Source organism: Achromobacter arsenitoxydans SY8 (genome assembly GCF_000236785.1).
Lineage (GTDB): Bacteria > Pseudomonadota > Gammaproteobacteria > Burkholderiales > Burkholderiaceae_B > Achromobacter > Achromobacter arsenitoxydans.
Genome location: NZ_AGUF01000051.1, coordinates 27512 through 53956 on the forward strand (window position 1 = coordinate 27512; position 26445 = coordinate 53956).

Genomic DNA, 26445 nt, shown 5'->3' on the forward strand with positions numbered 1-26445 from the left:
CCCGCTGGGCCGCCAAATTCCCTAAAATAGGCGGTCTCCAGAAGGGAAAAAATCAAAGGACATCTCATGGGCTTTCTCGCCGGCAAGCGCATCCTGGTCACCGGGGTGCTTTCCAACCGTTCCATCGCCTACGGCATCGCACGCGCCTGTCACCAGCAAGGCGCCGAACTGGCGTTCACCTACGTCGGCGACCGCTTCAAGGATCGCGTGGGCGAATTCGCCGCCGAATTCGGCAGCAACATCGTGCTGCCTTGCGACGTGGCCGAAGACAGCCAGATCGAAGGCGCCTTCACCGAACTCGCCCAGCACTGGGATGGTCTGGACGGCCTGGTCCACTCCATCGGCTTCGCCCCGCGCGAAGCCATCGCCGGCAACTTCCTGGACGGCCTGTCGCGCGAAGGCTTCCGCATCGCGCACGACATCTCGGCCTACAGCTTCGCCGCAATGGCCAAGGCCGCGCTGCCCCTGATGGAAGGCCGCAACGGCTCCGTGCTGACGCTCACCTACCTGGGCGCCGAGCGCGTCGTCCCCAACTACAACACGATGGGCCTGGCCAAGGCGTCGCTGGAAGCCAGCGTGCGCTACCTGGCCACGGCGCTGGGCCCGCGCGGCATCCGCGCCAACGGCATTTCGGCCGGCCCGATCAAGACCCTGGCCGCCAGCGGCATCAAGGACTTCTCGGCCATCCTGAAGTTCGTGGAAAGCCAGGCGCCGCTGCGCCGCAACATCACCATCGAAGACGTCGGCAACGTCGCCGCCTTCATGATGTCGGACCTGGCCGCCGGCGTGACCGGCGAAATCACCCATGTGGACGGCGGTTTCTCGACCATCGTTCCGGGCATGGAAGACTGATTTTTCCCGCGGGCGGGGCCCGGCGCCCCGCCCGGCCGGACGCTCAGTCCGGCCGCACCACCAACGTGGACACCTGCACGTCCACCGCCGTCATCAGCTTGTGGATCGGGCATTTTTCGGCCACCGCCAGCAATTCGTCGATCTGCGGGTCTGACAGCTCGCCATGCAGCGTCAGCTTGGCGGTCAGGCGGTAAATCCCCTTGCGCTCCTCGCTGGCGTCTCGCACCACTTCCACCCCCACCGACTCCAGCGGCAGGCCCTTGCGCTTTGCGTAGACCATTAGCGTCATCGCCTTGCAACCGCCCAGCGCGGTATCGAAATAATCGTGGGGATCCGGTCCCTCGCCCTCGGGCTGCGGCATGGCCAGCGGCAGGTCGTGGCCTTCGGCCGTTGCGGTGAATTGCAGGGTCTGGGGCGCATTCTGGCGCACGCGGATGCTCATGGGTCGATCTCCTCTGGGGACGGGCGGCCGGACGGCCTCCACCAGCCCCGTTGTAGCATTGCCGCCGCCTTGGCGGGCATGGATCAGCTGCTGACGGAAAGCTGAACTTCCTGGCGAAACGCTGGTCCGATATGGCTATCCACAGCATCCGCATGCATCCAAGGAGGCCGCATGAGCGCCAGACAATTACTCGATCAACTGCTGCAGTCCGGACAGGGGCTGCTATCCGACACCACTAACCGCGTCCAGAACGCCACCGGCGGCAAGGGATCCTCGTTCCTGACCGGCCTGGGCGGCGGCGCCTTGGGCGCCGGCGCGCTCGGCCTGCTGCTGGGCAGCAAGAAAGCCCGCAAGATCGGCGGCAAGGTCGCCATGTACGGCGGCATGGCCGCGCTGGGCGCATTGGCCTACCGCGCCTACGGCGACTGGCAGCGCAGCCAGTCCGGCGCCCCCGCCGCCCCACCCCAGACGCTGGACCGCCTGCCCGCGCCCGAGGCCGAACAGCACAGCAACGCGGTCCTCACCGCCATGATCGGCGCGGCCAAGGCCGACGGCCACATCGGCCCCGAAGAGCGCACGCTGCTGGAAACCGAACTGGCCAAGCTGTCGTCGGACGCCCAGGACCGCCGCTGGCTCGAAACCGAGCTGTCGCGCCCGCTGGACCCCGCCGTGGTGGCGCAGTCGGCCAAGACGCCTGAAATGGCCGCGGAAATGTACCTGGCCAGCCTGCTCGTCGTGGACGAGGAAAGCTACATGGAACGCGCCTACCTGGACGAACTGGCGCGCCAGTTGAAGCTGCAGCCCGGCCTGAAGGAACAGCTCGAGCAGCACGCCAAGGCCGCCGCCTGACGCCTCGCGCAGGCCGGCCGCGCGGCCGTGGATCGCCGGGCGGACTCAGTCCGCCCGCAGCCCGATCGCCTCGGTCAGCGTGGTGTAGCGGTCGATATCCGCGCCGATCATCTGCTGGAATTCGCCCGGCGTGCTGCTGGCAGGCGTAAAGCCCTGGTCGCGCAGCGAGGCCTGCACATCGGGCCGCCGCAGGATTTTCGCCACGGCGGCATTCAGCTTTTCAACCACGGCGGGCGGCGTGGCCGCTGGCGTCAACAAGCCGTGCCACTGGTCGAGCGCATAGCCGGACACGCCCTGTTCGGCAACGGTGGGCACGGTCGGCATCAGGGGCGAGCGCGCCGGCGACGTGACCGCCAGGGCACGCAGCTTGCCCGCCGCAATCAAGGGCGCGGCGCTGGACGCCGTCACGATGCCCATGCCCACCTGCCCCGCGGCGACATCCGTCAGCGCCGGGCCGCAACCCTTGTACGGCACATGCTGCAGCGACGCGCCCGTGGCGCGGCCCAGCATTTCCCCTGCCAGGTGCTGCGGCGTGCCATTGCCGCAGGACGCGAACGGCAGGGGCTTGTCCGGCACGGCTGCCGCCAGCGCGTCGTCCAGGTTGCGCAGCGGGGACGCCGGGGGCACGACGAACACCGACGGCACGAAAGCCACATTGATGACCGCCGCGAAATCGCGCTTCGGCGAAAAGCCCAGGTTGCGGTAGACGCCAGGGTTGATCGCGAACGAGCTGTTCACCATCAGCAGCGTGTAGCCGTCCGGCGCGGCTTCGGCCACGATGCGGGCGCCGATGTTGCCGCTGGCGCCCGGCCGGTTCTCCACCACCACCGGCTGTCCCAGCGACTCCTGCAGGCTGGCGCCGATGCGGCGCGCCAGCAGATCGGTGCCGCCGCCAGGCGGAAACGTCACGACGATGGTGATGGGATGCGCGGGATAGGACGCGTCGCCTGGCGCTTCGCCCGAAGGCGGATTGCCGCAGGCCGCCAGGGACAGCGCCATAAGCGGGAGAGAGAATCGGAGCAGACGTTTCATGATGCGGGCCAGTGAAAGCCGCGGCGCCGGCGGTGGCGGCGTCGCATGGGTAAGCAAAGCCGGCGGACGGACTCAGGCGTCCAGGCCGATGTCGAGCACTTTGGCGCTATGGGTCAGCCAGCCCACGGCGATCTGGTCCACGCCGGTGGCGGCCACGGCCGCCGCGGTCTCGGGCGTGATGCGGCCGGATGCCTCGGTGATGGCCCGGCCGCGCGCCATCGCGACCGCGCGGCGCAGGTCGTCCAGGCTCATGTTGTCCAGCAGCACCACGTCCACGCCCAAGGACAGCGCCACTTCCAGCTGTTCCAGCGTGTCCACTTCCAGTTCGATCTTGACCATGTGGCCGACGCCGGCCCGCGCGCGCGCCACTGCCGTGGCCACGCCGCCGGCCAGCGCGATGTGGTTGTCCTTGATCAGCACGGCGTCGTCCAGGCCGTGGCGGTGATTGCTGCCGCCGCCCACGCGCACCGCGTACTTCTGCACGGCGCGCAGACCCGGCATGGTCTTGCGGGTGCAGGTCACGCGGGCGCCGTGGCCCCCGATGGCGCGGGCGATGGACGCGGTGGCGGTCGCCACGCCGCTGAGGTGGCACAGGAAATTCAGCGCTACGCGCTCGGCGCTGAGCATCGCGCGGGCACTGCCCCGGATGCGCGCGATCTCCATGCCCGGTTCGAGCTCGCTGCCGTCGCGCCGCGACACGATGAATTCAATGCCCGGATCCATGATCCGGAACGCCAGGCGGGCCAGGTCCAGTCCGGCCAGCACGCCCTCCTGGCGCGCCACCAGCCGGGTCTCGGCCGTGGCGTCTGCCGGGACGATAGCGTCGGTGGTCAGGTCGCCGGCGCGCCCCAGATCTTCCAGCAATGCCGCGCGCACCAGCGGCTCCAGCATGACTTCCGGCAGGGGCGGAACAGGCAGTCGGTCGGTCGTCGCGGGCACTGCGGCTTTAATGCTCATTTTGAGTATTTGTGAGTTAAAAAAAGGCGCGCAAGATTTGCGCACCACTTATGCTAAAGACGAGCATAAACCTTGTCAAGCATCAGAGCACGCGCGATACCGGCAGTTTGCTGCCCGCGATTGCGCGTTCAAGCAGGACGTCGCGGCGGAACCGGAACAGCTTGGCGGGCCGGCCAGCGGTGCCGGTGGCCATGGCGCCGGTCTCTTCCACCAGCGCCTGCTGTTCGATGAAGCGGCGGAAATTCTGTTTGTGCAATCCGCGTCCGGCCAACGCTTCGACCGCCATCTGCAACTGCAGCAGCGTGAACTGTTCAGGCATCAGTTCGAACACCACCGGCCGGTACTTGATCTTGGCGCGCAGGCGCGCGATGCCGGTGGCCAGGATGCGCCGGTGGTCGTGGCGCATCGGCTGCCCGGGCAGCACAGCCTGGCCGCCATTGCGCCGGACCGCCTCGGGCACCAGTCCGGCCTCGAACAGCAGTTCGTAGCGCTGCAGCACCAGGTCTTCATTCCACGACGTATCGTCCATGCCGAAGGTGATGGCCGCGCGCTGATGGCGGCGCGCGCGAACGGCAGCGTCCGCGCTGTCTTCACACCAGGCCGCCAGTTGCGGAACGATCAGGTCTTGCACCAGCGCGGGCGCGCCGGCGCGCCGGTCTTCCCACGGAAAGTAGCGGTACCAGTCCTGCCACCCGACCTGCGCCACGCCGGTCTCGCCCGCTTCGCGCGTCAGGCCCAGGTAGCTGACCGATATGACACGGCCGCCGGACTCGTCGGAACGGTCGCCGTCGGCGAAGGTGTAGAGCTGTTCGACATAGCCCAGCGGATGATGCGTCTGCGCCTCCACCCAGTCGCGCAGGCCGGCCTGCAGAGAACGGTGCGAAAGCTCGAAAGGCCCGGCCGGCAGGGCGCGCGCGTCGTCGGTCGTCAATACGCGCGGCTCGCCGTTGGTCACGGCGACAAGCACGGCAACGAGTTCGGCATGGACGGAGCGTTCGACGGATTCGGTCAAGGTAGGTGTGAAAAATGAAGTAAGCCGGCCGCGCGCGCGAAGCCGCGCGGCGCTGGAAATTATAAGGACGGAGCCCTGCAACAGCCCCTTGCAAACGTGACAGCGCAAACGGCCACCAGACCCCGCCACCGACCTAAGATGGAACTGGAATCCAGGCGCGTCGCCATCCTGGGACGCCCGCAGACGGAGCGATCACCATGCTGAAAACTGCCCCAGATCCAAACCTTGCGCCCAAGCCCGCCGAACCGGACAAGCACTGCGCCGATCCGCGCAAAGGCACCGAGGTGCTGCCGATGCCGGAAGACGGCAAGGTGGTCGCCGGCATGCCGCGCCGCGGCCGCGCCATCGCCGAGCCCGGAGAACCCGGCATCATCACCCCGGAGGACGATGTGCTGGATACGTCCTATGAAAACCGCAAGAACTGACGCGGCGCGTCAGGCCACCTTGGCCACCGCCTCCTGACGCGTGTCCAACACCGTCAGGATGGCGAGGAAACCGCTGATGTCGAAGACCTCGCGCACGTGCGGCTGCATCGCGCACAGCGCCAAGGCGCCCCCGCCCTGCTTGAGGCGCTTGGCCAGGACCAGCACGACGCGCAGGCCCGCGCTGGAGATGTAGTTCAGGTTGGACAGGTCCAGCACGAAACGACTTTCGCCCTTTTCGACGTGGGCCAGCAGGTCGGCTTCGATGCCCGCGGCGTTGCCGCTGTTGATCTGGCCTTCGGGCGAGACAACCAGCGCTTCTCCGACTTTCTCTATTGCGAGACTCATAGTGTTTCCCGATGAATGACCGGCGCCCGGCCCTTGCGCGAGGGCGGCTGCGCGAAGCGGAGATGATACGCGAGGCGCGCGCGCTCTGTTCGCGGCACGGGCCGTTCGTGCATACTTGCGCCTGCACGTGTACCCCTGAACGCAAGGCGCCTCATGCCCTCTCAGTCCGATACGCTTGATCTCGTTCCCGACCAGCACGCCGTCGCCGCCGCCATGCAGTGGCTGGAGGGAATTGCCGAACGCCAGGCCTGGCCGCCCAAGCTGAACTTCGGACTATCGCTGAGCCTGGACGAAGCGCTGACCAACATCGTGTCCTACGCATTCGACGATCCCGCGCAGTCCGGCTCGCCGCCCAGCGTCGCGCTGTCCTGCAGCCAGGACAGCGAGTGGATCTCGCTCGATATTGTCGACAACGGGCGCCCCTACGACCCCACCAAGTCGCCGCCTCCCGGGCTGGCGGCAACACTGGACGACGCCCAGATCGGCGGCCACGGCGTGCGTCTCATGCAGCACTACCTGCATGAGCTGCGCTACGCGCGCAGCGGCGGCCGCAACCGCCTCACGCTCGTCGCGCGGGCCGCCTGAACGCGGCATTTGCGCCGGCGCATCAAGCGCCCTATCAAACACTGCCAACTCATAGGCAGAAAGTACCGAACAAAATCCGCGCATCCGTCACTCATGCTGGGACTGCGCGCCGGTTGCGCGCTGCTTGAATGCCGATGCCGCCTGTGAATGCTCCCTACCGACCAGAAGGACTGACTGCCCGCCCGCTGCATGCCCGCGTCGATCCCGATGCCGTGGCCCACAACCTGGCGCGGCTGCGCAAGGCGCTGCCGGCCAGCGGGGCCGCGCCGCGCCTGTGGGCCACGGTGAAGGCCGATGCCTACGGCCATGGCGTCAGGCGCATCCTCCCGGCCCTGCGCGGCGCCGATGGACTGGCCGTGCTGCACCTGGACGAAGCGCGCGCGTGCCGCCGCATGGGATGGCAAGGGCCGGTGCTGGTGTATGGCGGCCTGTACTCGCCGGCCGACGCGCTACTGCTCGATGCGTCCGGCCTGCATCTGGTGATCACACACGCCGCGCAGCTCGAATGGCTGGCGCAGGCTCCGCTCTCGCAGCGGCCGGCGGTCTGGCTGCGCTACGCGGGCGACATCCATCACACCGGATTCGCCGCGCAGGCCTATCGCGCGGCCTACGAGGCGGCAAGCGCCATGTCCCGCCGCGGCCTGATCGGCGAGGTCGGCCACCTGAACCATTACGCGCGCGCCGACGAACCCGGCGGCGTCGACGGCGCCGACGCCCTGTTCCGCGACGTCATCGCCGGGCTGCCCGGGCCTGTGTCCACCAGCAACTCCGCCGCCCTGCTCAAGCACGGCGCGCGCGCCGCCGACACGCAATGGGTGCGGCCAGGCCTGGCGCTATACGGCGCCAGCCCTTTCGCGGACACCAGCGCCGCGCAGCTTGAGCTGCGGCCCGCCATGTCGCTGCATTCGCAGCTGGTGGGCATACAGCGCGTTCCGGCCGGCGCGGGCGTGGGCTACGGCGGCGCGTTCACCGTGCAGCAAGCCATGGATGTCGGCATCGTCACCTGCGGCTATGCGGACGGCTATCCACGCCACGCGCCCACCGGCACGCCGGTAATCGTCGACGGCGTGCGCACGCGCCTGCTGGGACGCGTATCAATGGACATGATGGCCGTGGACCTGGGCCCCGTGCCGCACGCCTGCATCGGCGCGCCGGTCACGCTGTGGGGCGCGGGCGGCCTGGCCGTCGAAGAGGTGGCGGCATCGGCCGGCACGATAGCGGCCGACCTGCTGACAGGCCTGAGCGCGCGCGTGCCCGTGCAACTGGCCGACGCGCACTGAATGGCGCCGGCCTCGTTTGACTCATTTGCGCACGCCGGCTTTGGGCCGGCCCGGCTGAATTCAGACGGCCTCGTCGCGCGGACGCGCGGGCGCGAACAGCAGGAACAACAAGGTGGCGCACAGATAAATGACGCCGGTGGCGGCCAGCCCCGCCCCCATGCCGGCCGCCCCCAAGCCGGCCGCGCCAAACATCGCGCCGACCACGAGTGGTCCGGCCATCTGGCCCAGCTTGTCGGCGGCACGCATCACGCTGGTGGCACCGGCGGCGCCATAGCGCTGCACATCGGGCAGGGCCAGCATATACGGCGATTGCGACGCGCCGGCGAAGCAGCTCGCCAGCGCCAGCAGCAGCACGGCCACAGCCGCGGCCAGCAGACCGCTGTTGAAGTACAGCCCCAGCATGCCGATGCTGCCGACCAGCCCGGCCATCACAATCCAGCTTTTCTTGGTGCGGCTGCGGTCGACCACGCGGCCCATCAGCGGCCCGACATAGATCACGCACAGCCCGTAGATCATCAATACGCGCCCAATGCTGGACGCAGCCACGCCCTCGGCCTCCAGGTACAACGGCAGCGCAAAAGACAACAGGCCCACCTGGGCGATGGAAAACGGAATGACGCTGCCCAGCAGCAGCAGGCCGAAGTCGCGCGTGCAGAGCAGGCGCAGCGTGTCCGACAGACTGGCGGAAATTTTCGCGGCGCCGGCGGCCGCGCCGGCCGTCAGCTTGCGCCCCACATCCATGTACGGGCGCATCAGGATCAGCACGCCGGCCAGGGGCAACACCAGCATCGCCGCGCCCACACCGAAGACGGCCCGGAATCCGACCTGCTCCATCAGCATCGCGCCGACAGCCGCGCCGGAAAGATGGCCGGCGAACAAGCCCGCGATGACGCCGGTCATGTTGCGGCCGCGATAAGCCGCCGGACTGCGCGTGACGATGAAGCCTTGCAATCCCATCCACGTCAGCCCGTAACCCAGGCCCACCAGGCCGCGCGCCGCGCTGAACATCAGCAAATTGTTTGCCGCCGCGCAGGCCAGCATGCCGGCGCAGGACACGCCCAGGCCGGCCAGCACGGGCACCTGCCACCCCTTGCGGTCCGTCAGCCTGCCCGCCAGCAAAGAGGTCAGCAGGCCGCAACCCATCTCGACGGAGATGGGCAGCGCCAGCAGCAGGTTGGCCGGCAGCTCCAGCCCGCCCGCCGACAGGCTGCGCGCATACAAGGGCAGGAACCCCAACGGCAGCGCCCACGCGAACAGGAAGCCAAACATCACGGGCCGCGCAATGCGGCCCACCTCGGAAGCATCGTCGGGACCGACGCGCGTGCCGTCCGGCAGCACCGCGCGCGCGGCGAAGGCGCGGTTCATCAGCAGCGCCAGCAGCAACAGCATCTCGATAGCCGCGACCAGCGCGACGGCCACGACGGTCACGGCATCCAGCGCGCGGCTGCGCACGCCGGCCGCGATGACATCGCCGGACAGCCGCAGCACCAGATCGCCATGCGCCCGGGAATCGGGACGCGCCAGTCCCAGCGGCAGCACCAGCGTCAGGTCGTCTGCCTGCGGACGCGCCGCCGGCAGGCCGGCGACATCGAGCGCCCCGCGCGCATCGGCGCGGGCAAGCACGCGGCCGGCGCTGTCCACCAGTTCAATCTGATCTACTGCGGGAAAGGTCGCCGCAAGGCGCGAGAACGGCGCGTCGACGCCACGCAGGCGGTCCAGCGTCAGGCCATAGCCCAGCACGCGGTTCAGGTCGCGCTGCAGGCCTTCGGCCAACAGGCCGACGTTGTTGCGCGTGACCTCGACCCAGCCGCTGCGGAAAGTGGAAATCGTGTAGGCCGCGTAGACGCCCTGCGCCAGCATCAGCGCCAGCAAGGGCACCACGAATCGGGCCCGGCCGCCAGCCGCAAGCGACGTCAGCGGCACCAGGTATTTGAAGACGGCGGCCAGCCCCAGGCCCACGGCGACCGTGACGGCAAGCAGCACCTTCAAGTTGTCGACGATCAGGCTGCGGCTGGCGGCGGCGTCCTTCGCCACGGACAGCGTCACCGCGCCGACCACCTTGCCGTCCGCGCCCGACAGCGGAACGGCCAGCGTCACCGCGCCTTCGCCCACGGACATCAATGCGCCGGATGGGCGGCGCGACGCGCTTGCATCGCGCGCCCCGCCCGCCTGCAGCGCCTTGGCCAACGCAACGGCGCCATCGGGCAGTTCGCCTTGCAGGGCCAGCGTCTGCCCATCAGCCAGCAGCACCGCCGCGCCGCGCACATCGCGCGATCCCGCAACGCTATCGCGCAGGCTTTCGCGCAAACCGAAGAATTGCTCGATCGGCTTGCCCAGCCTCAATCCGTTTTCGATATTGCCCGCCGCGCGGCGGGCAATGACTTCCACCCGATCAGCCGTGGTGTCCACCACCAGGCGGTTCAACGCCGAAAGGCTCAGCGCGCCGATGAGGGCCTGCGCCAGCAACAGGACGGCCAGACAGGCCAGCGTGACTTCAAGCACCGGGCGGCGTTTCAAACCCTCCAGCACGAATTGAATTGGTTCGCTACGCATGGGACCGAAGCACCGCAAAGTATTTACACACGGGCACCAATGGTATTTACAATTAATGCAAATTGCATCTTTTTTCACACCGACTCCGACACCGCCCACCACTGCCTCCATGCCGTTCCGGTCGCTGCGTAGCAAGATTTTTCTACTGGTCGTGGCGATACTCGTGGCGGTAGCCGCGTTCGTCATGCTCACTTCGCAGCGCAACGTGACGCGCACGGTGATGAACAGCGAACGCCATGCGGTCAGCAACGTGATGGAACTGGTGCTGCGCGACGCCGAAGCCCGCTGGGGCGCGCTGCTTACCGACAAGATTTCCACCGTGCGCAGCGGCCGGCGCCAGCTCATGCAGACCGGCACCGTGGTGGCCGCCGCGCTGAATTCCTACGCCGACATGGCCGAGCGCGGCCTCATGACGCCGGGCGCGGCCAAGGGCATGGCGCGCGCGTGGATCAACAAGCTCAAGCTCGACGACCGTCGCTACGCGTTCGTCTACGACGCCGACTTCCAGGTGCTGGCCAGCGGCAATCCCGAGATGATCGACCTGGACCTGTCGGACGTATCGGACTTCAAGAACCGCCCGCTCGCCCAGGCGCTCTATGAAGAAAGCCGCAGTTCCGGCTACGGTTTCGCCATCTACCGCTGGCCGCCTGCCGCGCAGCGCGCCGACAGCGAAACGCGCTATGCGTACTTTGGCTATTTCCGTCCGTGGAACTGGGTGTTCGCCATCACCGACAGCGCGCACGACGTCATCGAGCAGATCCAGACGCGGCGCGAGCAGATGGAAAGCTCGGTGCGCGCCACGCTGTCCCGGCTGACCCTGGCGCAGTCGGGCGTCATCTTCATCGCGTCGGACGACGGCAGGATGATCGTGCCGCTGCCGGAAAAGCAGGCGGACCTGCTGGACGCCAGGAATCCGCAGGGCGACTCCCTGCGCGACCTGCTGGCGCAGCAGAAAGGCGGCGGCGAGCTGCAGAGCCTGTCGTTCGACGGCGGCGGCGGCCCCTGGCGCATCGACAGCGCGCGCTTCGCGCCGCTGGGCTGGACGCTGGTCGCGGCCGTGCCCGAAAGCGATCTGACCGCGCCCGCGCGCGAACTGCTGAACCGGCAGGCGCTCATCTTCGTCGGCATGATGCTGGTCGCGCTGGTCTGCGCCTGGCTGATGGCGGCGCGCATCGTGCGGCCGCTGGAAACGCTGACGCGCTACGCGCGCCAGTTGCCCGAACAGGACCTGACCGCCGCGTCCAGCGTACCCGCGCACATCGCCGCCCTGCCGGACCGGCACAAGGACGAAGTCGGCCGCCTGGCCGCTTCGTTCCTGTTCATGGACCACAAGCTGCGCGAAAACGTGGCGCGGCTGATGCGCGAAACCACGGCCCGCGAGCGCTTCGAAAGCGAACTCAACATCGCCCGCGCCATCCAGCTGGGCCTGCTGCCCGTGCCGCTGTCCGATGCGATCCGCGAACAGGTCGACCTGAACGCGGTCATGCTGCCGGCCAAGGAGGTCGGCGGCGACCTCTACGATTACTTCACGCTGTCCGACGGGCGGCTGTGCCTGGCCATCGGCGATGTGTCCGACAAGGGCGTGCCCGCGGCGCTATTCATGGCCGTGACGCGCACGCTGATCCGCGCCACGGCCGAGGACGAGACGGATCCTGCGCTGATGATGCAGAAGATCAACAACCGCCTGTCCGAAAACAATCCCAACATGATGTTCGTCACGCTGCTGCTGGGCGTGCTGGACCTGACCACCGGTGAATTGCAGTGGGCCAACGCCGGCCACCTGCCGCCGGCCGTAGTGGGCGCGGACGGCGTGGTGCGGCTGCTTGAAGGCCGCAGCGGTCCGGCCTGCGGCGTGCAGGAAGACCTGCACTACCGCAGCCTGTCCGCGACCCTGGCGCCCGGTGAAATGCTGGTCGGCTACACCGACGGCGTCACCGAAGCCGTGAATCCCAACGACGACCAGTACGGCGATCCCCGGCTGCTGGCCGTGCTGTCCAACCCGCCCGTCCCCTCGGCCAGCCTGGCCAAGCGTCTGCTCGAAGACGTCCAGGACTTCGCCGACGGCGCGGAACAATCCGATGACATCACCTTGATCGTGATCCGCCGCCCATGAAGAACTCGTTGTCCACCCTGGCGCTGTGCGCGGCCCTGCTGGCGCCCGCCGCGGGCTTGGCGCAGACGGCCCCGACCCCGGCCACGTCCGCCGCCCCCGACGCAGCGCAGGCGCAGGTGTTCCCCACCAAGCCCACCGCCCGCCCCGACGGCAGGAAGTGGCGCATCGGGTATTTCGAAAGCGGCGACTACAGCGAATATCCGCGCACCTTGCGCGTGACCGTCGATGGTCTGCAGAAGCTGGGCTGGGTCACGCTGCCCGCCATTCCCGACGGGCTCAACGGCGAACAGATGTGGGCGTTCCTGGCCGACAACGCGCGCAGCGATACGCTGGAATTCGTGCGCGATGCCTGGTGGCAGCCGGGCAACTTCGACGCCGCCAAGCGTCCCGCGGTGCGCGAAGCCATCAAGCAGCGCCTGGCGGACAAGCACGACCTGGACCTCATCATCGCCATGGGCACCTGGGCCGGCCAGGACATGGCCGGGATGGGCGCGCCAGTGCCGACCATCGTCGGATCCACCAGCGACGCCGTGGGCGCCCGCATTACGCGGTCGGCGCAGGACAGCGGCCTGGACAACCTGCATGCGCGCGTGCAGCCCGAGCGCTACCAGCGCCAGGTCCGCCTGTTCCATGAGATCGTGCCTTTCAAGCGCCTGGGGCTGGTGTACGAAGACAGCCCCGAAGGCCGCACATACAGCGCCGTCGAAGCCGTGGAGCAGGTTGCGCGCGAACAGGGCTTCGAGGTGCTGACCTGCAATGCGCCGTCCAACGGCATCGCGGCCGAGGCCGCCACGCGCAACGCCGTCGAATGCTATGCAAAGCTGGCGCCGCAGGTGGACGCCGTGTATGTCACCGTGCACCGTGGCGTAACGCCGGCTTCGATCGACACCATTGCCGAGATCCTGCGGCAGGCGCGCGTGCCCAGCTTTTCGATGCTGGGCTCTGAAGAGGTCAAGCATGGCCTGCTGCTCAGCCTGGCCCAGGCGGACTATTCCTACGTCGGCCTGTTCTATGCCGAAACCATGGCGCGCATCTTCAACGGGGCCAAGCCGCGCGAACTGTCGCAAGTATGGATCGACCCGGCCAAGATCGCGCTGAACCTCGAAACCGCGCGCGTCATCGGCTTCGATCCGCCCGTGGATATCCTGCTGGCGGCCGACGAAGTCTATGAAGCGCAATAGCCGGCGCAGTACGCATGCAGCAGAAGCTTGCCTTAACAGCTTGCGTATCGTCATGAGTCGGAAAGGTCTTGCAACGTCTGGTCTGGCGAATGGAATAAAATTCGGCAACGTGCCCCGCCCGTGGAACTAAAGCAGCACTTGGGTTACTCAACCCCACGAGCTTCCAGACCTCTCACGGGCCCGATACAGGACACGCCGGATTTTTTGGCTGCATGACAATTTCATCGGTTACCCCTTCGTCGCCATTCGTCTCCCTGGACGCCTTCGCCAAAGCGGCGGAAGGCGCACAGGACATATACGTCCAGATCTCGGGCGAAAAACTGCAGGTGCTGGGCATGGGCGTGACGCCCAGCGGCCGCAGCGTTGCCTGGGTTGCCCCCGATGTCGACACGACCGCCATGTTCGCGCAGGCGCTTGCCCAGAGCTACGGCCAGGGCATCGCCAGCGCCGTGTCGCGCGAACTCGGCCTGGAGCCCAATCCCGGCAAGCCGCTGTCTTCCCGCACGGTCGCGGCCGCGCTCGACATGGCCGAAACGTCCAGCCACGCGCTGTCCGGCGTGGACTTCATGACGCGGCTGGCGGCTTCGGCGGCCGGCAACACCCCCGCCTTCCAGCAAGCGTGCAGCGATGCCGGCATCGCGCCGTCCAGTGTGGACGACGCCCGCCGCGCTGCGTTGGACGAGGCCATGCAGGCGCGCTTCGACCAGGCGGCCCGCTCCGGCCAGAGTCCCGTATCGCTGGCCACGGCGGCCGGATGGCTGCGGGACCTGCTCAAGACCAGCTAGTTTCCGCCGGCCGGAATATCGGCCAGGCGGCTTACTTGTTTTTACACATCCCCGGCAAAAAACCCGAGTTTTGGCGCGATATTTCAAGTTTCGAAATATTGTGACGTCGCTAAGCTGCGATAATTCGCCACATTGGTAGTAATTTGTAGCCTGAGACTCGTTTCTTTTATTACATCCCATGACCAACCCGCGCGATTGCACGCCGGCTTCCTCGGAAGCGGACTTGCCGCATCTTCGCCCAGACGGCGAAGAGCAGGGATGGGATTCGGACAATGAATACCTGCTGCGCGACCTGGTCCGCGAACACTCCAGCCGCCTGCAGCGCTTCATCATCAAGCACATTGGCAATACCACCGAGGCCGAGGACCTGGCCCAGCAGGCGTTCGTCGAGGCGGCGCGCTCGCTGCGCAGTTTCCGCGGCGAATCCCAGCTTTCCTCCTGGCTCTACGGCATCGCCCTGAACCTGGTGCGCAATCACCTGTCGCGCGCCCCGGAACGCCGCCATGACTTCGTCAGCGACAGCGTCCTGCAGGACCAGGCCAGCACCGATCTTTCGCCCGACCGCGTGCTGGAACAGAACCAGACCATGGCGCTGTTGCAGGAGTCGCTGGACGAACTGCCCGAGAACATGCGCGACATCCTGCTCATGGTGGGACTGGACGATATCTCTTACGAAGAGGCCGCCGCGCTTCTGACGGTGCCCATCGGCACCGTGCGCAGTCGCCTCTCTCGCGCGCGCTCGGCGCTGCGCGAGAAGATGGCCCAGAAGGGCCTGCGCCTGGACGACTAGGCCCGGCACGCAGCGCGCCTTACGGCGCCCTGCCCGTTCCCGGCGCCGCCACCGGCTCCACCTGAATCACCGGCCCTTGCGTGGCCGTCGACTTGCCTTGCAGCACCGGCTGCGCCACCGGCACGCCTTGCATCCATTCCGACACCCGCAGCGATCCGACGCTGACGCGGCCGTTATCGACATTGGGTCCGAACAGCACCCGGGTGCGCTGGCTTTGCGCCAGGTCCAGATACTGGCCCGCCGTCATGCCCGCGCCGCCGCCCCAGGTGGCGTCCAGCATGGGCGGTACGCTGCCCGCGCCCGGCTGGGCGACCACTTCGCCATTGACCGCGACGACGCGGGGCCGGATGAGGAACAGCCGCTCGCGCCGCTGCACCGTCTTGGACTTGTTCGAAAAGAAAATGCCCAGCCCCGGGATATCGCCCAGGAACGGCACCTTGTCGACCTGCTCGGAGTTCTGGCTGCTGTTGTAGCCGCCGATCAGCAGCGTCTGGTCGTTGCCCACCACGGCCAGCGTGCTGATGTTGCTCTTGCGCACGGTCGGCAGGCCGTCGATCGGTCGCTCTTCCTGGATGCGTCCGTCTTCAATATCCACCGTCAGTTCGACACGCGCGCCTTCGCGGGATTCGATGTGGCGCGGCGTCACGCGCAAGGAGGTCCCGACCGTGACCGGCGTCACCGTCGCCACCCGCTCTCCGCGCGTCTGGATGTAGAAGGTGTCCGACAGGTCGATCATGGCGCCCAGGTTGTCAGCGGTCAGGATCGACGGCTGCGACAGGATGTTCGCCTGCCCCTTGGTCTGCAACGCGCGCAGACGCGCCACCAGGTTGGAGCCCACGCTGACGCCGATCGTGCCGGGCGACAGGGCGGCCGCCCCGTCCACGGGCAGGCCGTTGCTGGGCGTGAGCGCCAGGTTGCCGTAGCCGAAGCTCGTGGTGCCCGCGCGCGCGCCCCAGTTCACGCCCAGTTCGTTCACCAGGTCGGAGTTCACGTCGACGATCATGGCCTCGATCTCGACCAGCGTGCTCGGCAGATCAAGCTGTTCGATCAGGCTGCGGTAGATGGGAATGCGGTCCGGGATATCCTGCACGATGATGGCGTTGAGCCGCGCGTCCGCCTGCACCGTGGGTTCGCGCAGCCGCAGCCCCGGCTTGCCCACCGGCACCGGCGCGCCATTGGCCGCCGCGACAGTGGGCGCGCTGTCGGCGGCCGGGCCGCCGTTGACCTGCGGGAAGGACGGCGGGCTGTCGCGCAGCGGCGCGGCGATGGCCGCCAGCGTTTCGTTGTTGTTGCCGCCGCCCCCGCCCGTGATCAGGTTGCGCAGCACCGTCGACAGGCCCGGGGTCACGACCTTCTGGTCGCGGTAGCTGATGGTGCGGTCGTTCACCGACGCGTGCTTCAGGCGGAACACCGCCACCTGCTGCCCGCCCGCCCCCATCGGCAGCGCGGCCACGGTGCGTTCGACCAGGTCCACGTAGCCGGGCGGGCCGGACACCAGCGCGATGCCCTGGTCCGGCAGTTCGCCCCAGCCGAAGCGCGGGTCCAGGATGCCGAGCTGCTGCAGGGCCTGGCGCAACGCGCTGATCGAGCTGCCCATGGCGCTGACCGAACGCGTCTTCATGTCGTTGGTGCGGCTGACGAACAGCGTGCCTGCATAGACGAACCAATTAAAGCCATACACCCCGCCCAGCCTGTCCAGGAACTCGGTGGGCGAGTTGGCGTTGAACTTGCCGTTGACGGTGCCCGACACGTTGGGCCCCATCTGCAGCGACAGGCTGAAGCCGCCCGCAAACTCGCGCAGCAGCGACTGCAGGCTCTCTTCGCGGGCGTAGTAGCTGTAAGGCACGTTGGCCCAGTTCGGCGCGGCCACGCTTGCGCCGCTTACGCCCAGCGACAGGGCTGTCGCCAGAATCATCCGCTTGAACACGCTTTCTCCTCGGGTAAAGGTCCCGGAATGCTTTTTCATGCCAGCCGCCGCACCGCGCCCGCCCAGAAGGACAGGGCGTTGGCGAACGCGCCGACGGCTTCGTCCAGCGCCAGGGGGCTGCTGTCCGGGCTTAAAGTCTGCTGCAGCCACAGCGTGCGCCCCTGCGGGTCGACCACGCAGGAAGCCGCATGGCGGCTGAGCATCCCGGCGGCAAGCTTGCCGATCTCGCGCACCAGGTCGTCGCGCGCCGCGCTCTGCTCCGGCAGGCTGCACAGGCGCGAGGTCATCGCCAGCCAGCCGTTGGGCGCGGCATGCAGGTGGATGCGGAACGCGTCGTCGACCACCACGGTCAGCCGGCCGTCGGCGCGCTCGGGTAGCGGCATGCCGTGGCGGTTTACATAGGCGGCAATGAGGGGATGGACTGAACTCATGGCTGTGATTCCGGGTTTGCGGCCAATTTGCGCACCAGCCGCAACACTTCGGCGACGGGCTCGATCAGCTCGCTGGGGATGTACTGGTCGGCTTGCGCAGTCGCCATCAGGGCGCGCGCAAGCGGAATGTTCTGCATGACGGGCACGCCCGCTTCGCGCGCGGCCTTCATCATCTGTTCGGCGAGCGCGCCTTCGCCCTTGGCCAGCACCCGCGGCAGCGGGGTCTCGTCGGGCTGGTAGTAGATCGCGACCGCCAGGTGGGTGGGGTTGGTGACCAGCACGGTCGCCTTGCGCGCGCTGGCGACGGCGCCGTGCATCACCATTTCCTGGTGCAGATGCTTGCGCTTGTGCTTGATGTGGGGGTCGCCCTCCATCTCCTTGAATTCCTGCTTGATGTCTTCCTTGCTCATCATCAGCCCCTTGCGGTACTGCATACGCTGCCAGACGAAATCGGCCAGCGAAATCACCACGTAGGCGAACGCGATGTTCACCACCAGCGTGCGCATCATGCCGCCCACGCCCGCCTCCAGGCCCGCCAGGCCGCTGTGCGGCACCGCCATCAGCTCCGGCAGAGCATCGCGCACAACCAGCGTCACCAAAACGGAGAGAAACGCGATCTTGATGATCGACTTCAACAGCTCGACCAGGTTCTTCTTGGAGAAGATGTTCTTCAGGTTCTCCATCACGTTGAGCTTCTTGGCCGAAGGCTTGAGCTTTTCGAACGCCAGCACCACGCCGACCTGCAGGAATTCCGAAAACATGCCCACGATCAGCACGATCAGGATGAACGGCAGCACCAGCGCCACCGCTTCGCGCAGGGCCGCGTCCAGCGCGGTGGGCAGCGCCTGCTCGAAGGGCAGACCCACCAGGGTGGCAGGTATCAGGATCAGTCGGCCCAGGGACTCGACGATGCCATGTGCGTTGCCCAGCATGTAACCGAACAGCGCCAGCACCAGCAGCGTCTGGGTGAAATCCTTGCTGTGGGCGACGTCGCCCTTCTGCCGCGCGTCGCGCAGCTTTTTCCCGGTTGGCTGTTCTGTCTTTTCGCCGCTCATGGCGCCCGCCATTGGTTGTCGAGGAACGGCAGCGCCGAACCAATCTGGCCGGTGGCCTCGGCGGCGTACTCGAACAGCGTGCTCATGTAGAGCACCAGCACCAGCAAGGCCAGCGCGCTTTTGATCGGCATGGCCAGGAAGAACACCTGGAGCTGCGGCGCGAAGCGGCTCACCAGCGCCAGGCCGACCTCGGCCAGGAACATCGCGACGATCGCCGGCGCGGCAAACAGCAATGTCAGGCGCAGGAACCGGCCAAGCTGGTCCAGCATCAGGGGAATGCTTTCCTCGCGCAGCGTGGGTGTCCAGTCCCACAGGTCCCACAGCCGGAAGCTGTCGTACAGCATGGTCAGCATCAGCGTGAAGCCGCCGCCCACCAGGAAGAACACCATGAAAGCCTGGTTGAACAGGATGCCCATGGGCGAAGAGTCGTTGCCGGTGGCCGGATTGATCGTGGCGCCCAGACTGGCGCCGCGCTGGTTGTCCACCACGAAGCCGACCGCCTCGAAGATCCAGAACGGAATGGCCACCAGAAAGCCCATGACCATGCCGACGAAGACCTCCTTGACCACGATCAGCGCGATCTCGACCGTGCCCAAGTCCATGACGGCATAGCGCGGCGCCAGCGCCGGCACCAGCACGATACCGATGGCCGCGCACAGGGCGTAGCGCAGCATCCCGGGCAGGAGCTGCCGGTTAAACAGCGGCAGCATCGCGCACAACGCCAGGATCCGGGGCTGCGTCATGGCCAGCGTGCCCAGGAATACCTTTGCTTCAGCGTACGTAATGCCGGAAATCATGTGTCTGCGCCGCCCCTAATGGATCTTGTAGAAGAGGTCGAACACGGAGATCGTGAAGTTGTAGAGCTCGGCGCTGAGCCAGCGCGCCGTCAGCATGATCGTGGCGAACACCGCAATCAGCTTCACCGCGAACGACAGCGTCTGCTCCTGGATCTGCGTCAGCGCCTGGAACAGCGAAAACAGCGTGCCGACGATGGCCGCCACCGCAATGGGCGGCAGGGACAGCCACAGCACCAGGTACAGCGCCTGGGTCATGTAAGAGACGAGATCGACGGTTCCCATGGCGCGCTCAACCGTAGGACAGCACCAGGCCCTGGATCAGCCGCGTCCAGCCGTCGACCATGACGAACAGGAAGAGCTTCAGGGGCATGGAGATCGTGACCGGGGAGACCATCATCATGCCCATCGCCAACAGGATGTTGGACACGATCAGGTCGATGATGACGAACGGCAGATACAGCAGGAAGCCGATCTGGAAGGCGGCCGTCAGTTCCGACACCAGGAACGACGGGATCAGCACCAGCAGGTCGTCCTGCTTCAGGTTGCGGGCGGCCTGTTCGCCCCACAGCTCGCGCGCCGTGCGCACGAAAAAGTCGCGCTGCTCGGGCCGGCTGTTCTTCATCATGAACGCGCGCATGGGCTCCGCGCCCCGCGCCACCGCGTCCATGATGCCTTCCAGCCGGTCGGGCGTCGCTACGCCGGGCGTCGCTACGCCCGGGGCTACCGCCGCTGGCGGCGCGCGCAGCTCGTCGCCGATCTGCATGACGACCGGCCCCATTACGTAGGCCGACAGGATCAACGCCAGGCCGTACAGCGCCATGTTGGGCGGCACCTGCTGCACGCCCAGGGCGTTGCGCACCAGCGTCAGCACCACCGCGATCTTCAGGAAGGACGTGGTCATGACGGCGGCCAGCGGCACCAGCGCCAGCAGCGCCAGGACGACGGCCAGGCTGATCGGATCCGCAGCGCCGCTCATGCGCCCGCCTTGCCCACGCTGCGCAGCGTCACCCCGATCCTGCCGTCGATCTCCACCAGTTCGCCCGTGCCCAGCAGCGCGCCGTTGGCCCGCACGATGACCGGGCCGTCGGCCAGCGGGCGTTCAAGGTCGAATATTTCGCCGGGCTGCAGGCGGCGCAGCTCGCCCAGCGTGAGGTGGCGTTCGCCCAGCTCGAACGTCAGGCGCACGGGGACGGCGTCGATATCGAAAGGCGTCTGCGCGCCGGCTTCGGCGTCGGCCGGCGATTGAGGCGTCTCGGTCATAAGGGAAGTCCAGCCTTGGGTAACGAGGTATGAGGAATGTTCGGCCCGCACGCGCAGCCCTTGCGCGCCGGCGGAAAGCCAGAGCTCGCCTTCCGGCGAGACCAGGTAGTGGTCCAGGAAGACCGTGTCGCGCGCCCGCAGGCTGCGCAATTCGTCGGCCGGCATATCGGTCCAGCCCAGCCGCGCAGCCACGCGCACCGGCACCCCGTCCACGTCCATGCCGTTGTCGGACGGGGCGGCCGCGCCGATCAGGCCGGCCAGCAGCATCAGCCCCAGTCCGTCCGCCTCCAGACTGGCGTAGACGGTGTCGTCATTGGCGCAGTTGCGGGCGGCGAGCGTCCAGGCCTGCGGCAGCGGCGCGGCGGCTGCGCCCATGGCGGCGACGCGCGCCGGGCCGCCCGGCGACGCGGCGCTCAAGGCCGCCATCGCTTCGGCCAGCAGGCCCTCGATGGCGGCCGCCACCAGTGCAGGCGGCGGGGCAGCGGCGTCCAGCTCTGGATACCGGGCGGCAAGCCAGGCCTGGGCGGCCGACGGCGGCAGCCCGACGCGCAGGCGGGCGCCGGCCCATTCCAGATCGGCAGACAAGGTGGCGGACTGGCGGACGGCGTCCGGCACGCCGGGCGTGAATCCCAGGCGCCACGCGGCGGGTTCCGCATCCACGCCGTCAGGCGGGGCGAGCACGATGGGCAGGTCGGCGCCGTGGCGCGCAATCAGCGAGCGCGCGCGCGCCTCATTGCCACTCAGGCGCGGCAGCGGATGGGAAGACAAGGAGAAATGCGTACTGGCGGTCATGGGGAATCAGCAAAAGTCAGCGGCCCGGCGCCGGGGCGTCGGTCTCCGCCAGACGGGAGTCTTCCGGGTCGTCGGTGGCCACGCGCACGCGCGTCGGCCTGTCCAGGCTGGCGGCCAGCTGCGCAGCCAGCGCCGGCGCCATGGCGCAGAGCCGTTCGCGCGAGCCTTCGTGCGCGCAGACAAAATCCGCGATCATGCGGCCTTCGTCCTCGTAGACGGACACGCTGACGCCCGGCAGCACGTCGTCCTTCAATTCGATCCGGACCTGGCGGCGCCCCTGGCTGCCGTCGGCCACCAGCAACTGCCCGGCGGTGTCGCTCAAGGCCTGGGCCAGGGTCTCCGATTGGCCGTCGGCGCCCGCGGCGACCACGGGCGCGCCCGCGCCAAACAGCGCAAACGGCGACGATGCGGCCGGCGGCGCGGCCGGCGCATCGGCCTCGCCCCGCGACATGGCCTGCTCGAACGCCTGGCGGTCGGCGTCGCTGGCCTGCCGCCCGGCGGCCTGTCCGTCGGACTGCCCGGCGTTCCATGTTCCCTGCGGGATGGCCGTTTCCAGGCCAATGCGTCGGTCGCTCATGCCGGCTCGAACTCCTCGTGCTGCTCCCAGTCCTCGCGATCACGCGAGATCGACGCGGCCTCTTCCATTTCCAGGTCTTCCTTCTGCTCCAACGCCTTCAGGTGCTCGTCCAGGTGGATGCGCGCCAGCTCCACGAATTTTCCCGTGAGCCGCACGGCCTGCTGATGCTGCTGGCGGCTGGCGGCCAGCGCCTGGCTTTCCGCTTCCAGCTGGCGCTCAGCGGCCTCCAGCGCCTGTTCGCGCTGGCGCTCGCCTTCGCGTAGGCCTGCCACGCCCTGCAGCACGTCCTCGATTTCGCGCACGCGCACCACCCGGCTGCACAGGTCGCCATACATGGCGCGCTCGCGCCGTTCGGCTTCGTCGCGGAAAGCCGCCAGTGCGGCTTCGGACCCGAGCCGGGCGGCGTCCGCCTCCGCATGGCGCAGGCGCTGCCGCGACACGGCGATCTCCGCCTGCCCTTCGCGAAAGCGCTTGATGGCCAGCAGTTCGTCGAAGACGCTCATCCCGCCCCCACGATCTCGGTCATGCGCGCCAGGGCTTCGGGCAAGGCCGCACGCTCGTCCGTGCGCTGCTTCAGGAAGGCGTTGATCGCGCCGATCTTGTCGATGGCCTCGTCGGTGACGGCGTCGCCGCCCCGCTTGTATTCGCCGATTTTCACCAGCAGCTCCACTTCCTGGTACTTGGCCATCAGCTCGCGCAGCCGTCCCGCCGCCCGCTTGTGCTCGGGCGTAATGACGGCGTTCATCACGCGGCTGGCGGATGCCAGCACGTCGATCGCCGGGTAGTGGTTGGCGGCCCCCAGCTTGCGCGACAGCACGATGTGGCCGTCCAGGATGGAACGGGTTTCGTCCGCAATGGGCTCGGTCATGTCGTCGCCTTCCACCAGCACGGTGTACAGCGCCGTGATGGAGCCGTGCTCGTTCATGCCGGCGCGCTCCATCAGCTTGGGCAGCGTCGCGAACACCGACGGCGGGTAGCCCCGGCGCGTCGGCGGCTCGCCCGCCGCCAGGCCGATCTCGCGCTGGGCGCGCGCAAAGCGCGTCACCGAGTCCATCAGGAACAGCACGCGCTTGCCCTGGTCGCGAAAGTATTCGGCAATGGCGGTGGCCACATAGGCCGCCTTCGCGCGCTCCATCGACGACTTGTCGCTGGTGGCGCACACGATCACGCTCTTGCGCCGGCCTTCCCGGCCCAGCTCGTGTTCCAGGAACTCGCGCACTTCGCGGCCGCGTTCGCCGATCAGCGCCACCACGGTCACATCCACGTCGGCGCCCTTGACCAGCATGCCCATCAGTGTGGACTTGCCGCCGCCGGCCGCCGCGAAGATGCCCATGCGCTGGCCCTCGCCGCAGGTCAGCACGCCGTCCAGCGCGCGCACGCCCAGTTCCAGAGGCTGGGAGATGATGCGCCGCTTCAGGGGATCGGGCGCCTCGGCGAACACCGGGTAGAACTTGCTGGCCTCGAGCGGACCGAGTTCGGCCTCGTCCAGCGGCCGGCCCAGGCCGTCCAGCACCCGGCCCAGCAGGCCCGGGCCCACTGGCACCATGTGGGCGCGGCCAGTCGGTATGACTTCGGTCGCCGTCGAGATGCCGTACATGTCGCCGATGGGCGTGAGCAGCGCCGCGTCGCGCGCAAAACCAACCACCTCGCCCTTCATCTCGAAGTTTTCGCCGGGATTGCGCAGGATGCAGACCTCGCCCACCTTTACGGTCGGCACGACGGCCTTGATGATGGTGCCGATCACCTGCGTAACCCGGCCCTTGATGCGCAGGGTCGGCGTGTCCTGCAGCGCCAGCCCCATCATCTCGGCGATGTAATCGAATTGGCGCATGGCTATATTCTGCTGCCCAGCGTGCGCTGAAAGGCCTGGCGCAGCGCCTGGATCTGGCCTTCCAGACTGGCTTCGACCATGCCGATCTCGCTTTCCAGGATGCAGGCGCCGCGCGCCAGGCGGCCGTCGGCCAGGATGTCCAGGTAGCCCACGCCGGGATAGGCGGCCAGAAGGTCGTTGATCTGTTCGCGCACGGTGTCGACTTCCGCAGGATTGAGCCGCAGCGTCATCTGCTTCTGGTTGCGCACCACGGCCAGCGCGTTGCGCACCACCACCATGACTTTCTCGCGGTCGTCGAACCCATCGACGACCTTGCGCACCGCGGCCATCACCAGCTCCACCATCTCGTTCTCAACACCGGCGAAGTACTCGACCGTGCGGCCCACGGTCTCGATCATCTTCTCGGCCTGGTCCAGCAGCGCCGACTCGCGGCCTTCTTCGTAGCCGCGGCGGCTCTCGGCGTCGAACGCGGCCTGCGCGCCGCCGACAATGGCGTCGGCCTGCTCGCGCGCCTGCGCCAGCAGCGCCTGGGCGTCGGCCCAGGCCGCCTGGTCGGCGGCGCGCAGCACGCGGGCGCCCGGGTCGGTCCGCCCCGCCAGCGCGCGGGGCGTCAGCGGAGCGCGGGGAATGAGGAATGCCATAAGGGATCCATGTGCTTCAGTATCGACAGCCCAAGCGACAGCGCTTCAGCCGCAGGCAGGGGCGAGCGCTCGGCCGACTGTTCCGGCAGTTTCAATTCGGCGCGCAGCAGCAGTTCCGGCCCGGCCGGACTCAGCGCTGCGCGCAAGGCGGCCTGGCCCAGCGCGTCCACCGCGCCGGCGGCTTGTTCGATCGGCCAGGCCGCGCTTTCCGGCATGCCGGGGTGCAGCCCGCCCGCCGTGCGGCGCGTGTATTCCAGGACTTCTGCGCCCAGGCTGCCCATCAGCAGCCGGACTTCCTCGCCCGCGATGGCCCGGCGCAGGCGCGGGCCGCACAGCGTCGCACCCATGCGCCGCGCGCATTGCGCCATCGCCTCGGCAGGCAGCAGGGCCAGCGCCAGCTCCGGCCGGCCAGCGTCCGTGACGGGCCGGTCCACCAGGTCCAGCGCGCGCAGGATCTCCCGCGACCAGTGCCGGTGCCAGGACGACGCCAGCGCCGGCGCGGCGGCCAGCGCATCGAGCCCGGCCGGCGCCGCGAACGCGGCGTGGCGGCTGGGATGCAGGGTGCGGCTGGGCAGCAGGTTGAAGACAACCAGCCGGCGATCCAGGGCGCTGGACGCCAGCGTCATGATCCGCGCGCCTCGGCGCTCGGCTCGCGGCGCAGCGGCGTAATGCCCGCGGGCCGGCCGTAGCGCCAGAGCAGCCAGCCGACCGCCGCGGCCAGCGCCAGCGCCAGCAGCGCCAGCGCGCCCAGCAGCGCGGCCAGCGTGCCGGCCGAGCCTTCCGCCACCTCGATACCCATGACCTGGCGCGTGGCGCTGCCGCCCGCCGCCGACGCGGCCGCGGGCTGCGCCGACACCAGCACGATCGACACGCGGTCTTCGGTGAGGCCGGGAATGGCGTGGGTCACCAGCTTGCGGATCTGCGGCTGCAGGGCGTCCAGGTTGTAGCCCGTCTGGTGCTTGATGAAAACGGCGGCGGTCGACGGCGTGGTGGTTTCGCCCACGCCGCCGCGCTCCGGCAGCACCACGTGCACCCGGGCAGCCAGCACGCCGTCCATCTGCGACAGCGTGTTGGTCAGTTCCTGCGACAGCGCGTAGATGTAGCGCGCGCGCTCTTCCATCGGCGAGGACACCAGGCCCTCCTTGCGGAAGATCTGGCCCATGCCGTCGAAGCGCTCACGAGGCAAGCCCCGCGCCCGCAGAATGTCCAGCGCGCGCGCCACCTGCTGGCCGTCAACCGACACCGCCACGCCCGTTTTGGTCGTAGCCTTCTGTGCCGAGATGCCGGCATCCAGCAACACCGACAGGACCTCGTTCGCTTCGCTTTCGTTGGCGGCAGAAAACAATTCGACGCGCGAGCCGCAGGCCGCCAGCGCCAACAGCAGGACCAGCAGCAGATAGCGCAAGCGCCCCAGCGGCGCGAACACGGCGCTGCGCGAGGCCGCGCCGGAAGAAAAGCGTGCAACGTATGGCATTACGACATCCTGACGAGCGAATCAATGTTCTGCGTCGTGCGCGACACGGCCTTGCTGACCATCTCGTAGTTCACCGACACGTGCAGCAGGTCCGCCTGCAGCCGCATCATGTCGGCCACCGTGGGCTGGGCGGCCAAGGCGTCCAGCCGGCCCGAGATGCCTTGCCACTTGTCGGCGTATTCCGTGGTGGTGCTGCGCAGGCTGGAGAGGATCTGGTTGCCCAGCGTCTGCGGCGCCGCGTCCACGGGCGCCGCAAAGGCCGTCTGCAAGGCGGCCTGCAGCCCCGTCAGCGCGGGCGTTTCGCTTCCCGGCTCGATGGCCGGCGCGTTCATGATGGCGTTGAAGCGTTCGGTGGCCAGTTGCGCGGGCGCGGCGGCCGGCGTGTTCAGCACGGGCGGCAGGGCGGCCGAGAGCGCGGCGATTTCCATGTTCCCTAACTCCGGTAATCAGGTTGACGAG

At 68.2% G+C, this 26445-nt stretch carries 29 protein-coding genes; 9 read left to right on the plus strand and 20 right to left on the minus strand.

Annotated features, from left to right (window positions below; genetic code table 11):
• Window positions 1-66: 66 nt before the first annotated feature.
• Window positions 67-852 carry an enoyl-ACP reductase FabI gene (gene fabI / locus KYC_RS13955; RefSeq protein WP_008163259.1) on the plus strand — a complete coding sequence of 262 codons (786 nt, stop codon included), beginning with the start codon at window positions 67-69 and terminating at the stop codon, window positions 850-852.
• Between the two features lie 43 nt (window positions 853-895).
• Here the strand turns inward: fabI and KYC_RS13960 are convergent, their stop codons facing one another.
• Window positions 896-1294, minus strand: coding sequence for an OsmC family protein (locus tag KYC_RS13960; protein ID WP_008163261.1), 399 nt, complete (start codon window positions 1292-1294; stop codon window positions 896-898).
• 171 nt (window positions 1295-1465) lie between these two features.
• Here KYC_RS13960 and KYC_RS13965 point away from each other — a divergent pair, with 171 nt between their 5' ends.
• Entirely contained in the window at window positions 1466-2143 is a 678-nt protein-coding gene (locus tag KYC_RS13965; RefSeq protein ID WP_008163262.1) for a tellurite resistance TerB family protein, read from the plus strand.
• Between the two features lie 45 nt (window positions 2144-2188).
• On the opposite strand, the gene KYC_RS13970 is transcribed toward KYC_RS13965, so the two are convergent.
• The 3 genes from KYC_RS13970 to KYC_RS13980 form a co-directional block, all read right to left on the minus strand.
• Entirely contained in the window at window positions 2189-3175 is a 987-nt protein-coding gene (locus KYC_RS13970) for a tripartite tricarboxylate transporter substrate binding protein (protein WP_043518411.1), read from the minus strand.
• Window positions 3176-3247: 72 nt separating this feature from the next.
• Window positions 3248-4132: a carboxylating nicotinate-nucleotide diphosphorylase gene (gene nadC, locus KYC_RS13975; protein ID WP_043518413.1), complete on the minus strand. Its 885-nt coding sequence runs from the start codon at window positions 4130-4132 to the stop codon at window positions 3248-3250.
• 82 nt (window positions 4133-4214) lie between these two features.
• A complete protein-coding gene (locus KYC_RS13980) occupies window positions 4215-5144 on the minus strand; it encodes an NUDIX hydrolase (protein ID WP_008163269.1) in 930 nt (309 codons plus the stop codon).
• Between the two features lie 197 nt (window positions 5145-5341).
• Between KYC_RS13980 and KYC_RS13985 the strand changes: the two genes are divergently transcribed.
• Window positions 5342-5569 carry a hypothetical protein gene (locus KYC_RS13985; RefSeq protein ID WP_008163272.1) on the plus strand — a complete coding sequence of 76 codons (228 nt, stop codon included), beginning with the start codon at window positions 5342-5344 and terminating at the stop codon, window positions 5567-5569.
• 9 nt (window positions 5570-5578) lie between these two features.
• Here KYC_RS13985 and KYC_RS13990 read toward each other — a convergent pair whose 3' ends face one another.
• On the minus strand, window positions 5579-5914 hold the full coding sequence (locus KYC_RS13990; RefSeq protein WP_008163274.1) for an STAS domain-containing protein: 336 nt from the start codon (window positions 5912-5914) through the stop codon (window positions 5579-5581).
• A gap of 153 nt (window positions 5915-6067) precedes the next feature.
• On the opposite strand from KYC_RS13990, the gene KYC_RS13995 reads away from it, so the two are divergent.
• Entirely contained in the window at window positions 6068-6499 is a 432-nt protein-coding gene (locus tag KYC_RS13995) for an ATP-binding protein (RefSeq protein WP_008163275.1), read from the plus strand.
• A 134-nt stretch (window positions 6500-6633) separates the two neighbouring features.
• Window positions 6634-7779 (plus strand): alanine racemase, encoded by a 1146-nt coding sequence (gene alr / locus KYC_RS14000; protein ID WP_008163277.1) that lies wholly within the window; start codon window positions 6634-6636, stop codon window positions 7777-7779.
• A gap of 60 nt (window positions 7780-7839) precedes the next feature.
• On the opposite strand, the gene KYC_RS14005 is transcribed toward alr, so the two are convergent.
• Complete coding sequence (locus KYC_RS14005; RefSeq protein WP_043518416.1) at window positions 7840-10332, minus strand: MFS transporter; 2493 nt, start codon at window positions 10330-10332, stop codon at window positions 7840-7842.
• A gap of 109 nt (window positions 10333-10441) precedes the next feature.
• Between KYC_RS14005 and KYC_RS14010 the strand changes: the two genes are divergently transcribed.
• The 4 genes from KYC_RS14010 (at window position 10442) to KYC_RS14025 (ending at window position 15201) form a co-directional block, all read left to right on the plus strand.
• A complete protein-coding gene (locus tag KYC_RS14010) occupies window positions 10442-12445 on the plus strand; it encodes a SpoIIE family protein phosphatase (protein WP_008163281.1) in 2004 nt (667 codons plus the stop codon).
• Entirely contained in the window at window positions 12442-13626 is a 1185-nt protein-coding gene (locus KYC_RS14015) for an ABC transporter substrate-binding protein (RefSeq protein ID WP_008163283.1), read from the plus strand. The genes KYC_RS14010 and KYC_RS14015 overlap by 4 nt, the downstream gene beginning before the upstream one ends.
• Window positions 13627-13838: 212 nt before the next feature.
• Window positions 13839-14411 (plus strand): BspR family type III secretion system anti-sigma factor, encoded by a 573-nt coding sequence (locus KYC_RS14020; RefSeq protein ID WP_008163286.1) that lies wholly within the window; start codon window positions 13839-13841, stop codon window positions 14409-14411.
• A 223-nt stretch (window positions 14412-14634) separates the two neighbouring features.
• Window positions 14635-15201 (plus strand): RNA polymerase sigma factor, encoded by a 567-nt coding sequence (locus KYC_RS14025; RefSeq protein ID WP_043518424.1) that lies wholly within the window; start codon window positions 14635-14637, stop codon window positions 15199-15201.
• A 19-nt stretch (window positions 15202-15220) separates the two neighbouring features.
• Here the strand turns inward: KYC_RS14025 and sctC are convergent, their stop codons facing one another.
• Genes sctC through sctI form a run of 14 tightly spaced genes read right to left on the minus strand, consistent with a single transcriptional unit; the run spans window position 15221 to window position 26414 of the window.
• The gene (gene sctC / locus KYC_RS14030; RefSeq protein ID WP_274428536.1) at window positions 15221-17167 is read right to left on the minus strand and encodes a type III secretion system outer membrane ring subunit SctC; all 1947 of its coding nucleotides are present in this window, start codon (window positions 17165-17167) and stop codon (window positions 15221-15223) included.
• Entirely contained in the window at window positions 17164-17559 is a 396-nt protein-coding gene (locus KYC_RS14035) for a CesT family type III secretion system chaperone (protein ID WP_008163292.1), read from the minus strand. The genes sctC and KYC_RS14035 overlap by 4 nt, the downstream gene beginning before the upstream one ends.
• On the minus strand, window positions 17556-18614 hold the full coding sequence (gene sctU, locus KYC_RS14040) for a type III secretion system export apparatus subunit SctU (RefSeq protein ID WP_043518426.1): 1059 nt from the start codon (window positions 18612-18614) through the stop codon (window positions 17556-17558). Before sctU ends, KYC_RS14035 begins: the two co-directional genes overlap by 4 nt.
• Window positions 18611-19411, minus strand: coding sequence for a type III secretion system export apparatus subunit SctT (sctT, locus tag KYC_RS14045; RefSeq protein ID WP_008163299.1), 801 nt, complete (start codon window positions 19409-19411; stop codon window positions 18611-18613). The genes sctU and sctT overlap by 4 nt, the downstream gene beginning before the upstream one ends.
• Before the next feature lie 15 nt (window positions 19412-19426).
• Window positions 19427-19693, minus strand: coding sequence for a type III secretion system export apparatus subunit SctS (sctS, locus tag KYC_RS14050; RefSeq protein WP_008163300.1), 267 nt, complete (start codon window positions 19691-19693; stop codon window positions 19427-19429).
• Between the two features lie 7 nt (window positions 19694-19700).
• Window positions 19701-20387 carry a type III secretion system export apparatus subunit SctR gene (gene sctR, locus KYC_RS14055; RefSeq protein WP_008163301.1) on the minus strand — a complete coding sequence of 229 codons (687 nt, stop codon included), beginning with the start codon at window positions 20385-20387 and terminating at the stop codon, window positions 19701-19703.
• Window positions 20384-21463, minus strand: a complete 1080-nt coding sequence (sctQ, locus tag KYC_RS14060; protein ID WP_008163303.1) for a type III secretion system cytoplasmic ring protein SctQ — start codon at window positions 21461-21463, stop codon at window positions 20384-20386. The genes sctR and sctQ overlap by 4 nt, the downstream gene beginning before the upstream one ends.
• Before the next feature lie 16 nt (window positions 21464-21479).
• Window positions 21480-22040, minus strand: a complete 561-nt coding sequence (locus tag KYC_RS14065; protein WP_008163304.1) for a hypothetical protein — start codon at window positions 22038-22040, stop codon at window positions 21480-21482.
• The gene (locus KYC_RS14070; RefSeq protein ID WP_008163305.1) at window positions 22037-22543 is read right to left on the minus strand and encodes a type III secretion protein; all 507 of its coding nucleotides are present in this window, start codon (window positions 22541-22543) and stop codon (window positions 22037-22039) included. The genes KYC_RS14065 and KYC_RS14070 overlap by 4 nt, the downstream gene beginning before the upstream one ends.
• Complete coding sequence (sctN, locus tag KYC_RS14075; RefSeq protein WP_008163306.1) at window positions 22540-23871, minus strand: type III secretion system ATPase SctN; 1332 nt, start codon at window positions 23869-23871, stop codon at window positions 22540-22542. Before sctN ends, KYC_RS14070 begins: the two co-directional genes overlap by 4 nt.
• A gap of 2 nt (window positions 23872-23873) precedes the next feature.
• Window positions 23874-24512 carry an HrpE/YscL family type III secretion apparatus protein gene (locus KYC_RS14080; RefSeq protein WP_008163309.1) on the minus strand — a complete coding sequence of 213 codons (639 nt, stop codon included), beginning with the start codon at window positions 24510-24512 and terminating at the stop codon, window positions 23874-23876.
• Window positions 24482-25138, minus strand: a complete 657-nt coding sequence (locus tag KYC_RS14085) for a SctK family type III secretion system sorting platform protein (protein ID WP_008163311.1) — start codon at window positions 25136-25138, stop codon at window positions 24482-24484. The genes KYC_RS14080 and KYC_RS14085 overlap by 31 nt, the downstream gene beginning before the upstream one ends.
• The gene (sctJ, locus tag KYC_RS14090) at window positions 25135-25986 is read right to left on the minus strand and encodes a type III secretion system inner membrane ring lipoprotein SctJ (protein WP_008163314.1); all 852 of its coding nucleotides are present in this window, start codon (window positions 25984-25986) and stop codon (window positions 25135-25137) included. The genes KYC_RS14085 and sctJ overlap by 4 nt, the downstream gene beginning before the upstream one ends.
• Window positions 25986-26414, minus strand: coding sequence for a type III secretion system inner rod subunit SctI (sctI, locus tag KYC_RS14095; RefSeq protein WP_008163316.1), 429 nt, complete (start codon window positions 26412-26414; stop codon window positions 25986-25988). The genes sctJ and sctI overlap by 1 nt, the downstream gene beginning before the upstream one ends.
• Window positions 26415-26445: the final 31 nt, after the last annotated feature.

Coding starts and splice junctions, on each gene's coding strand:
- fabI (WP_008163259.1), top strand. CDS start 67: ATGGGCTTTCTCGCCGGCAAGCGCATCCTGGTCACCGGGGTGCTTTCC.
- KYC_RS13960 (WP_008163261.1), bottom strand. CDS start 1,294: ATGAGCATCCGCGTGCGCCAGAATGCGCCCCAGACCCTGCAATTCACC.
- KYC_RS13965 (WP_008163262.1), top strand. CDS start 1,466: ATGAGCGCCAGACAATTACTCGATCAACTGCTGCAGTCCGGACAGGGG.
- KYC_RS13970 (WP_043518411.1), bottom strand. CDS start 3,175: ATGAAACGTCTGCTCCGATTCTCTCTCCCGCTTATGGCGCTGTCCCTG.
- nadC (WP_043518413.1), bottom strand. CDS start 4,132: ATGAGCATTAAAGCCGCAGTGCCCGCGACGACCGACCGACTGCCTGTT.
- KYC_RS13985 (WP_008163272.1), top strand. CDS start 5,342: ATGCTGAAAACTGCCCCAGATCCAAACCTTGCGCCCAAGCCCGCCGAA.
- KYC_RS13990 (WP_008163274.1), bottom strand. CDS start 5,914: ATGAGTCTCGCAATAGAGAAAGTCGGAGAAGCGCTGGTTGTCTCGCCC.
- KYC_RS13995 (WP_008163275.1), top strand. CDS start 6,068: ATGCCCTCTCAGTCCGATACGCTTGATCTCGTTCCCGACCAGCACGCC.
- alr (WP_008163277.1), top strand. CDS start 6,634: ATGCCGCCTGTGAATGCTCCCTACCGACCAGAAGGACTGACTGCCCGC.
- KYC_RS14005 (WP_043518416.1), bottom strand. CDS start 10,332: ATGCGTAGCGAACCAATTCAATTCGTGCTGGAGGGTTTGAAACGCCGC.
- KYC_RS14010 (WP_008163281.1), top strand. CDS start 10,442: ATGCCGTTCCGGTCGCTGCGTAGCAAGATTTTTCTACTGGTCGTGGCG.
- KYC_RS14015 (WP_008163283.1), top strand. CDS start 12,442: ATGAAGAACTCGTTGTCCACCCTGGCGCTGTGCGCGGCCCTGCTGGCG.
- KYC_RS14020 (WP_008163286.1), top strand. CDS start 13,839: ATGACAATTTCATCGGTTACCCCTTCGTCGCCATTCGTCTCCCTGGAC.
- sctC (WP_274428536.1), bottom strand. CDS start 17,167: ATGAAAAAGCATTCCGGGACCTTTACCCGAGGAGAAAGCGTGTTCAAG.
- KYC_RS14035 (WP_008163292.1), bottom strand. CDS start 17,559: ATGAGTTCAGTCCATCCCCTCATTGCCGCCTATGTAAACCGCCACGGC.
- sctU (WP_043518426.1), bottom strand. CDS start 18,614: ATGAGCGGCGAAAAGACAGAACAGCCAACCGGGAAAAAGCTGCGCGAC.
- sctT (WP_008163299.1), bottom strand. CDS start 19,411: ATGATTTCCGGCATTACGTACGCTGAAGCAAAGGTATTCCTGGGCACG.
- sctS (WP_008163300.1), bottom strand. CDS start 19,693: ATGGGAACCGTCGATCTCGTCTCTTACATGACCCAGGCGCTGTACCTG.
- sctR (WP_008163301.1), bottom strand. CDS start 20,387: ATGAGCGGCGCTGCGGATCCGATCAGCCTGGCCGTCGTCCTGGCGCTG.
- sctQ (WP_008163303.1), bottom strand. CDS start 21,463: ATGACCGCCAGTACGCATTTCTCCTTGTCTTCCCATCCGCTGCCGCGC.
- KYC_RS14065 (WP_008163304.1), bottom strand. CDS start 22,040: ATGAGCGACCGACGCATTGGCCTGGAAACGGCCATCCCGCAGGGAACA.
- KYC_RS14070 (WP_008163305.1), bottom strand. CDS start 22,543: ATGAGCGTCTTCGACGAACTGCTGGCCATCAAGCGCTTTCGCGAAGGG.
- sctN (WP_008163306.1), bottom strand. CDS start 23,871: ATGCGCCAATTCGATTACATCGCCGAGATGATGGGGCTGGCGCTGCAG.
- KYC_RS14080 (WP_008163309.1), bottom strand. CDS start 24,512: ATGGCATTCCTCATTCCCCGCGCTCCGCTGACGCCCCGCGCGCTGGCG.
- KYC_RS14085 (WP_008163311.1), bottom strand. CDS start 25,138: ATGACGCTGGCGTCCAGCGCCCTGGATCGCCGGCTGGTTGTCTTCAAC.
- sctJ (WP_008163314.1), bottom strand. CDS start 25,986: ATGCCATACGTTGCACGCTTTTCTTCCGGCGCGGCCTCGCGCAGCGCC.
- sctI (WP_008163316.1), bottom strand. CDS start 26,414: ATGGAAATCGCCGCGCTCTCGGCCGCCCTGCCGCCCGTGCTGAACACG.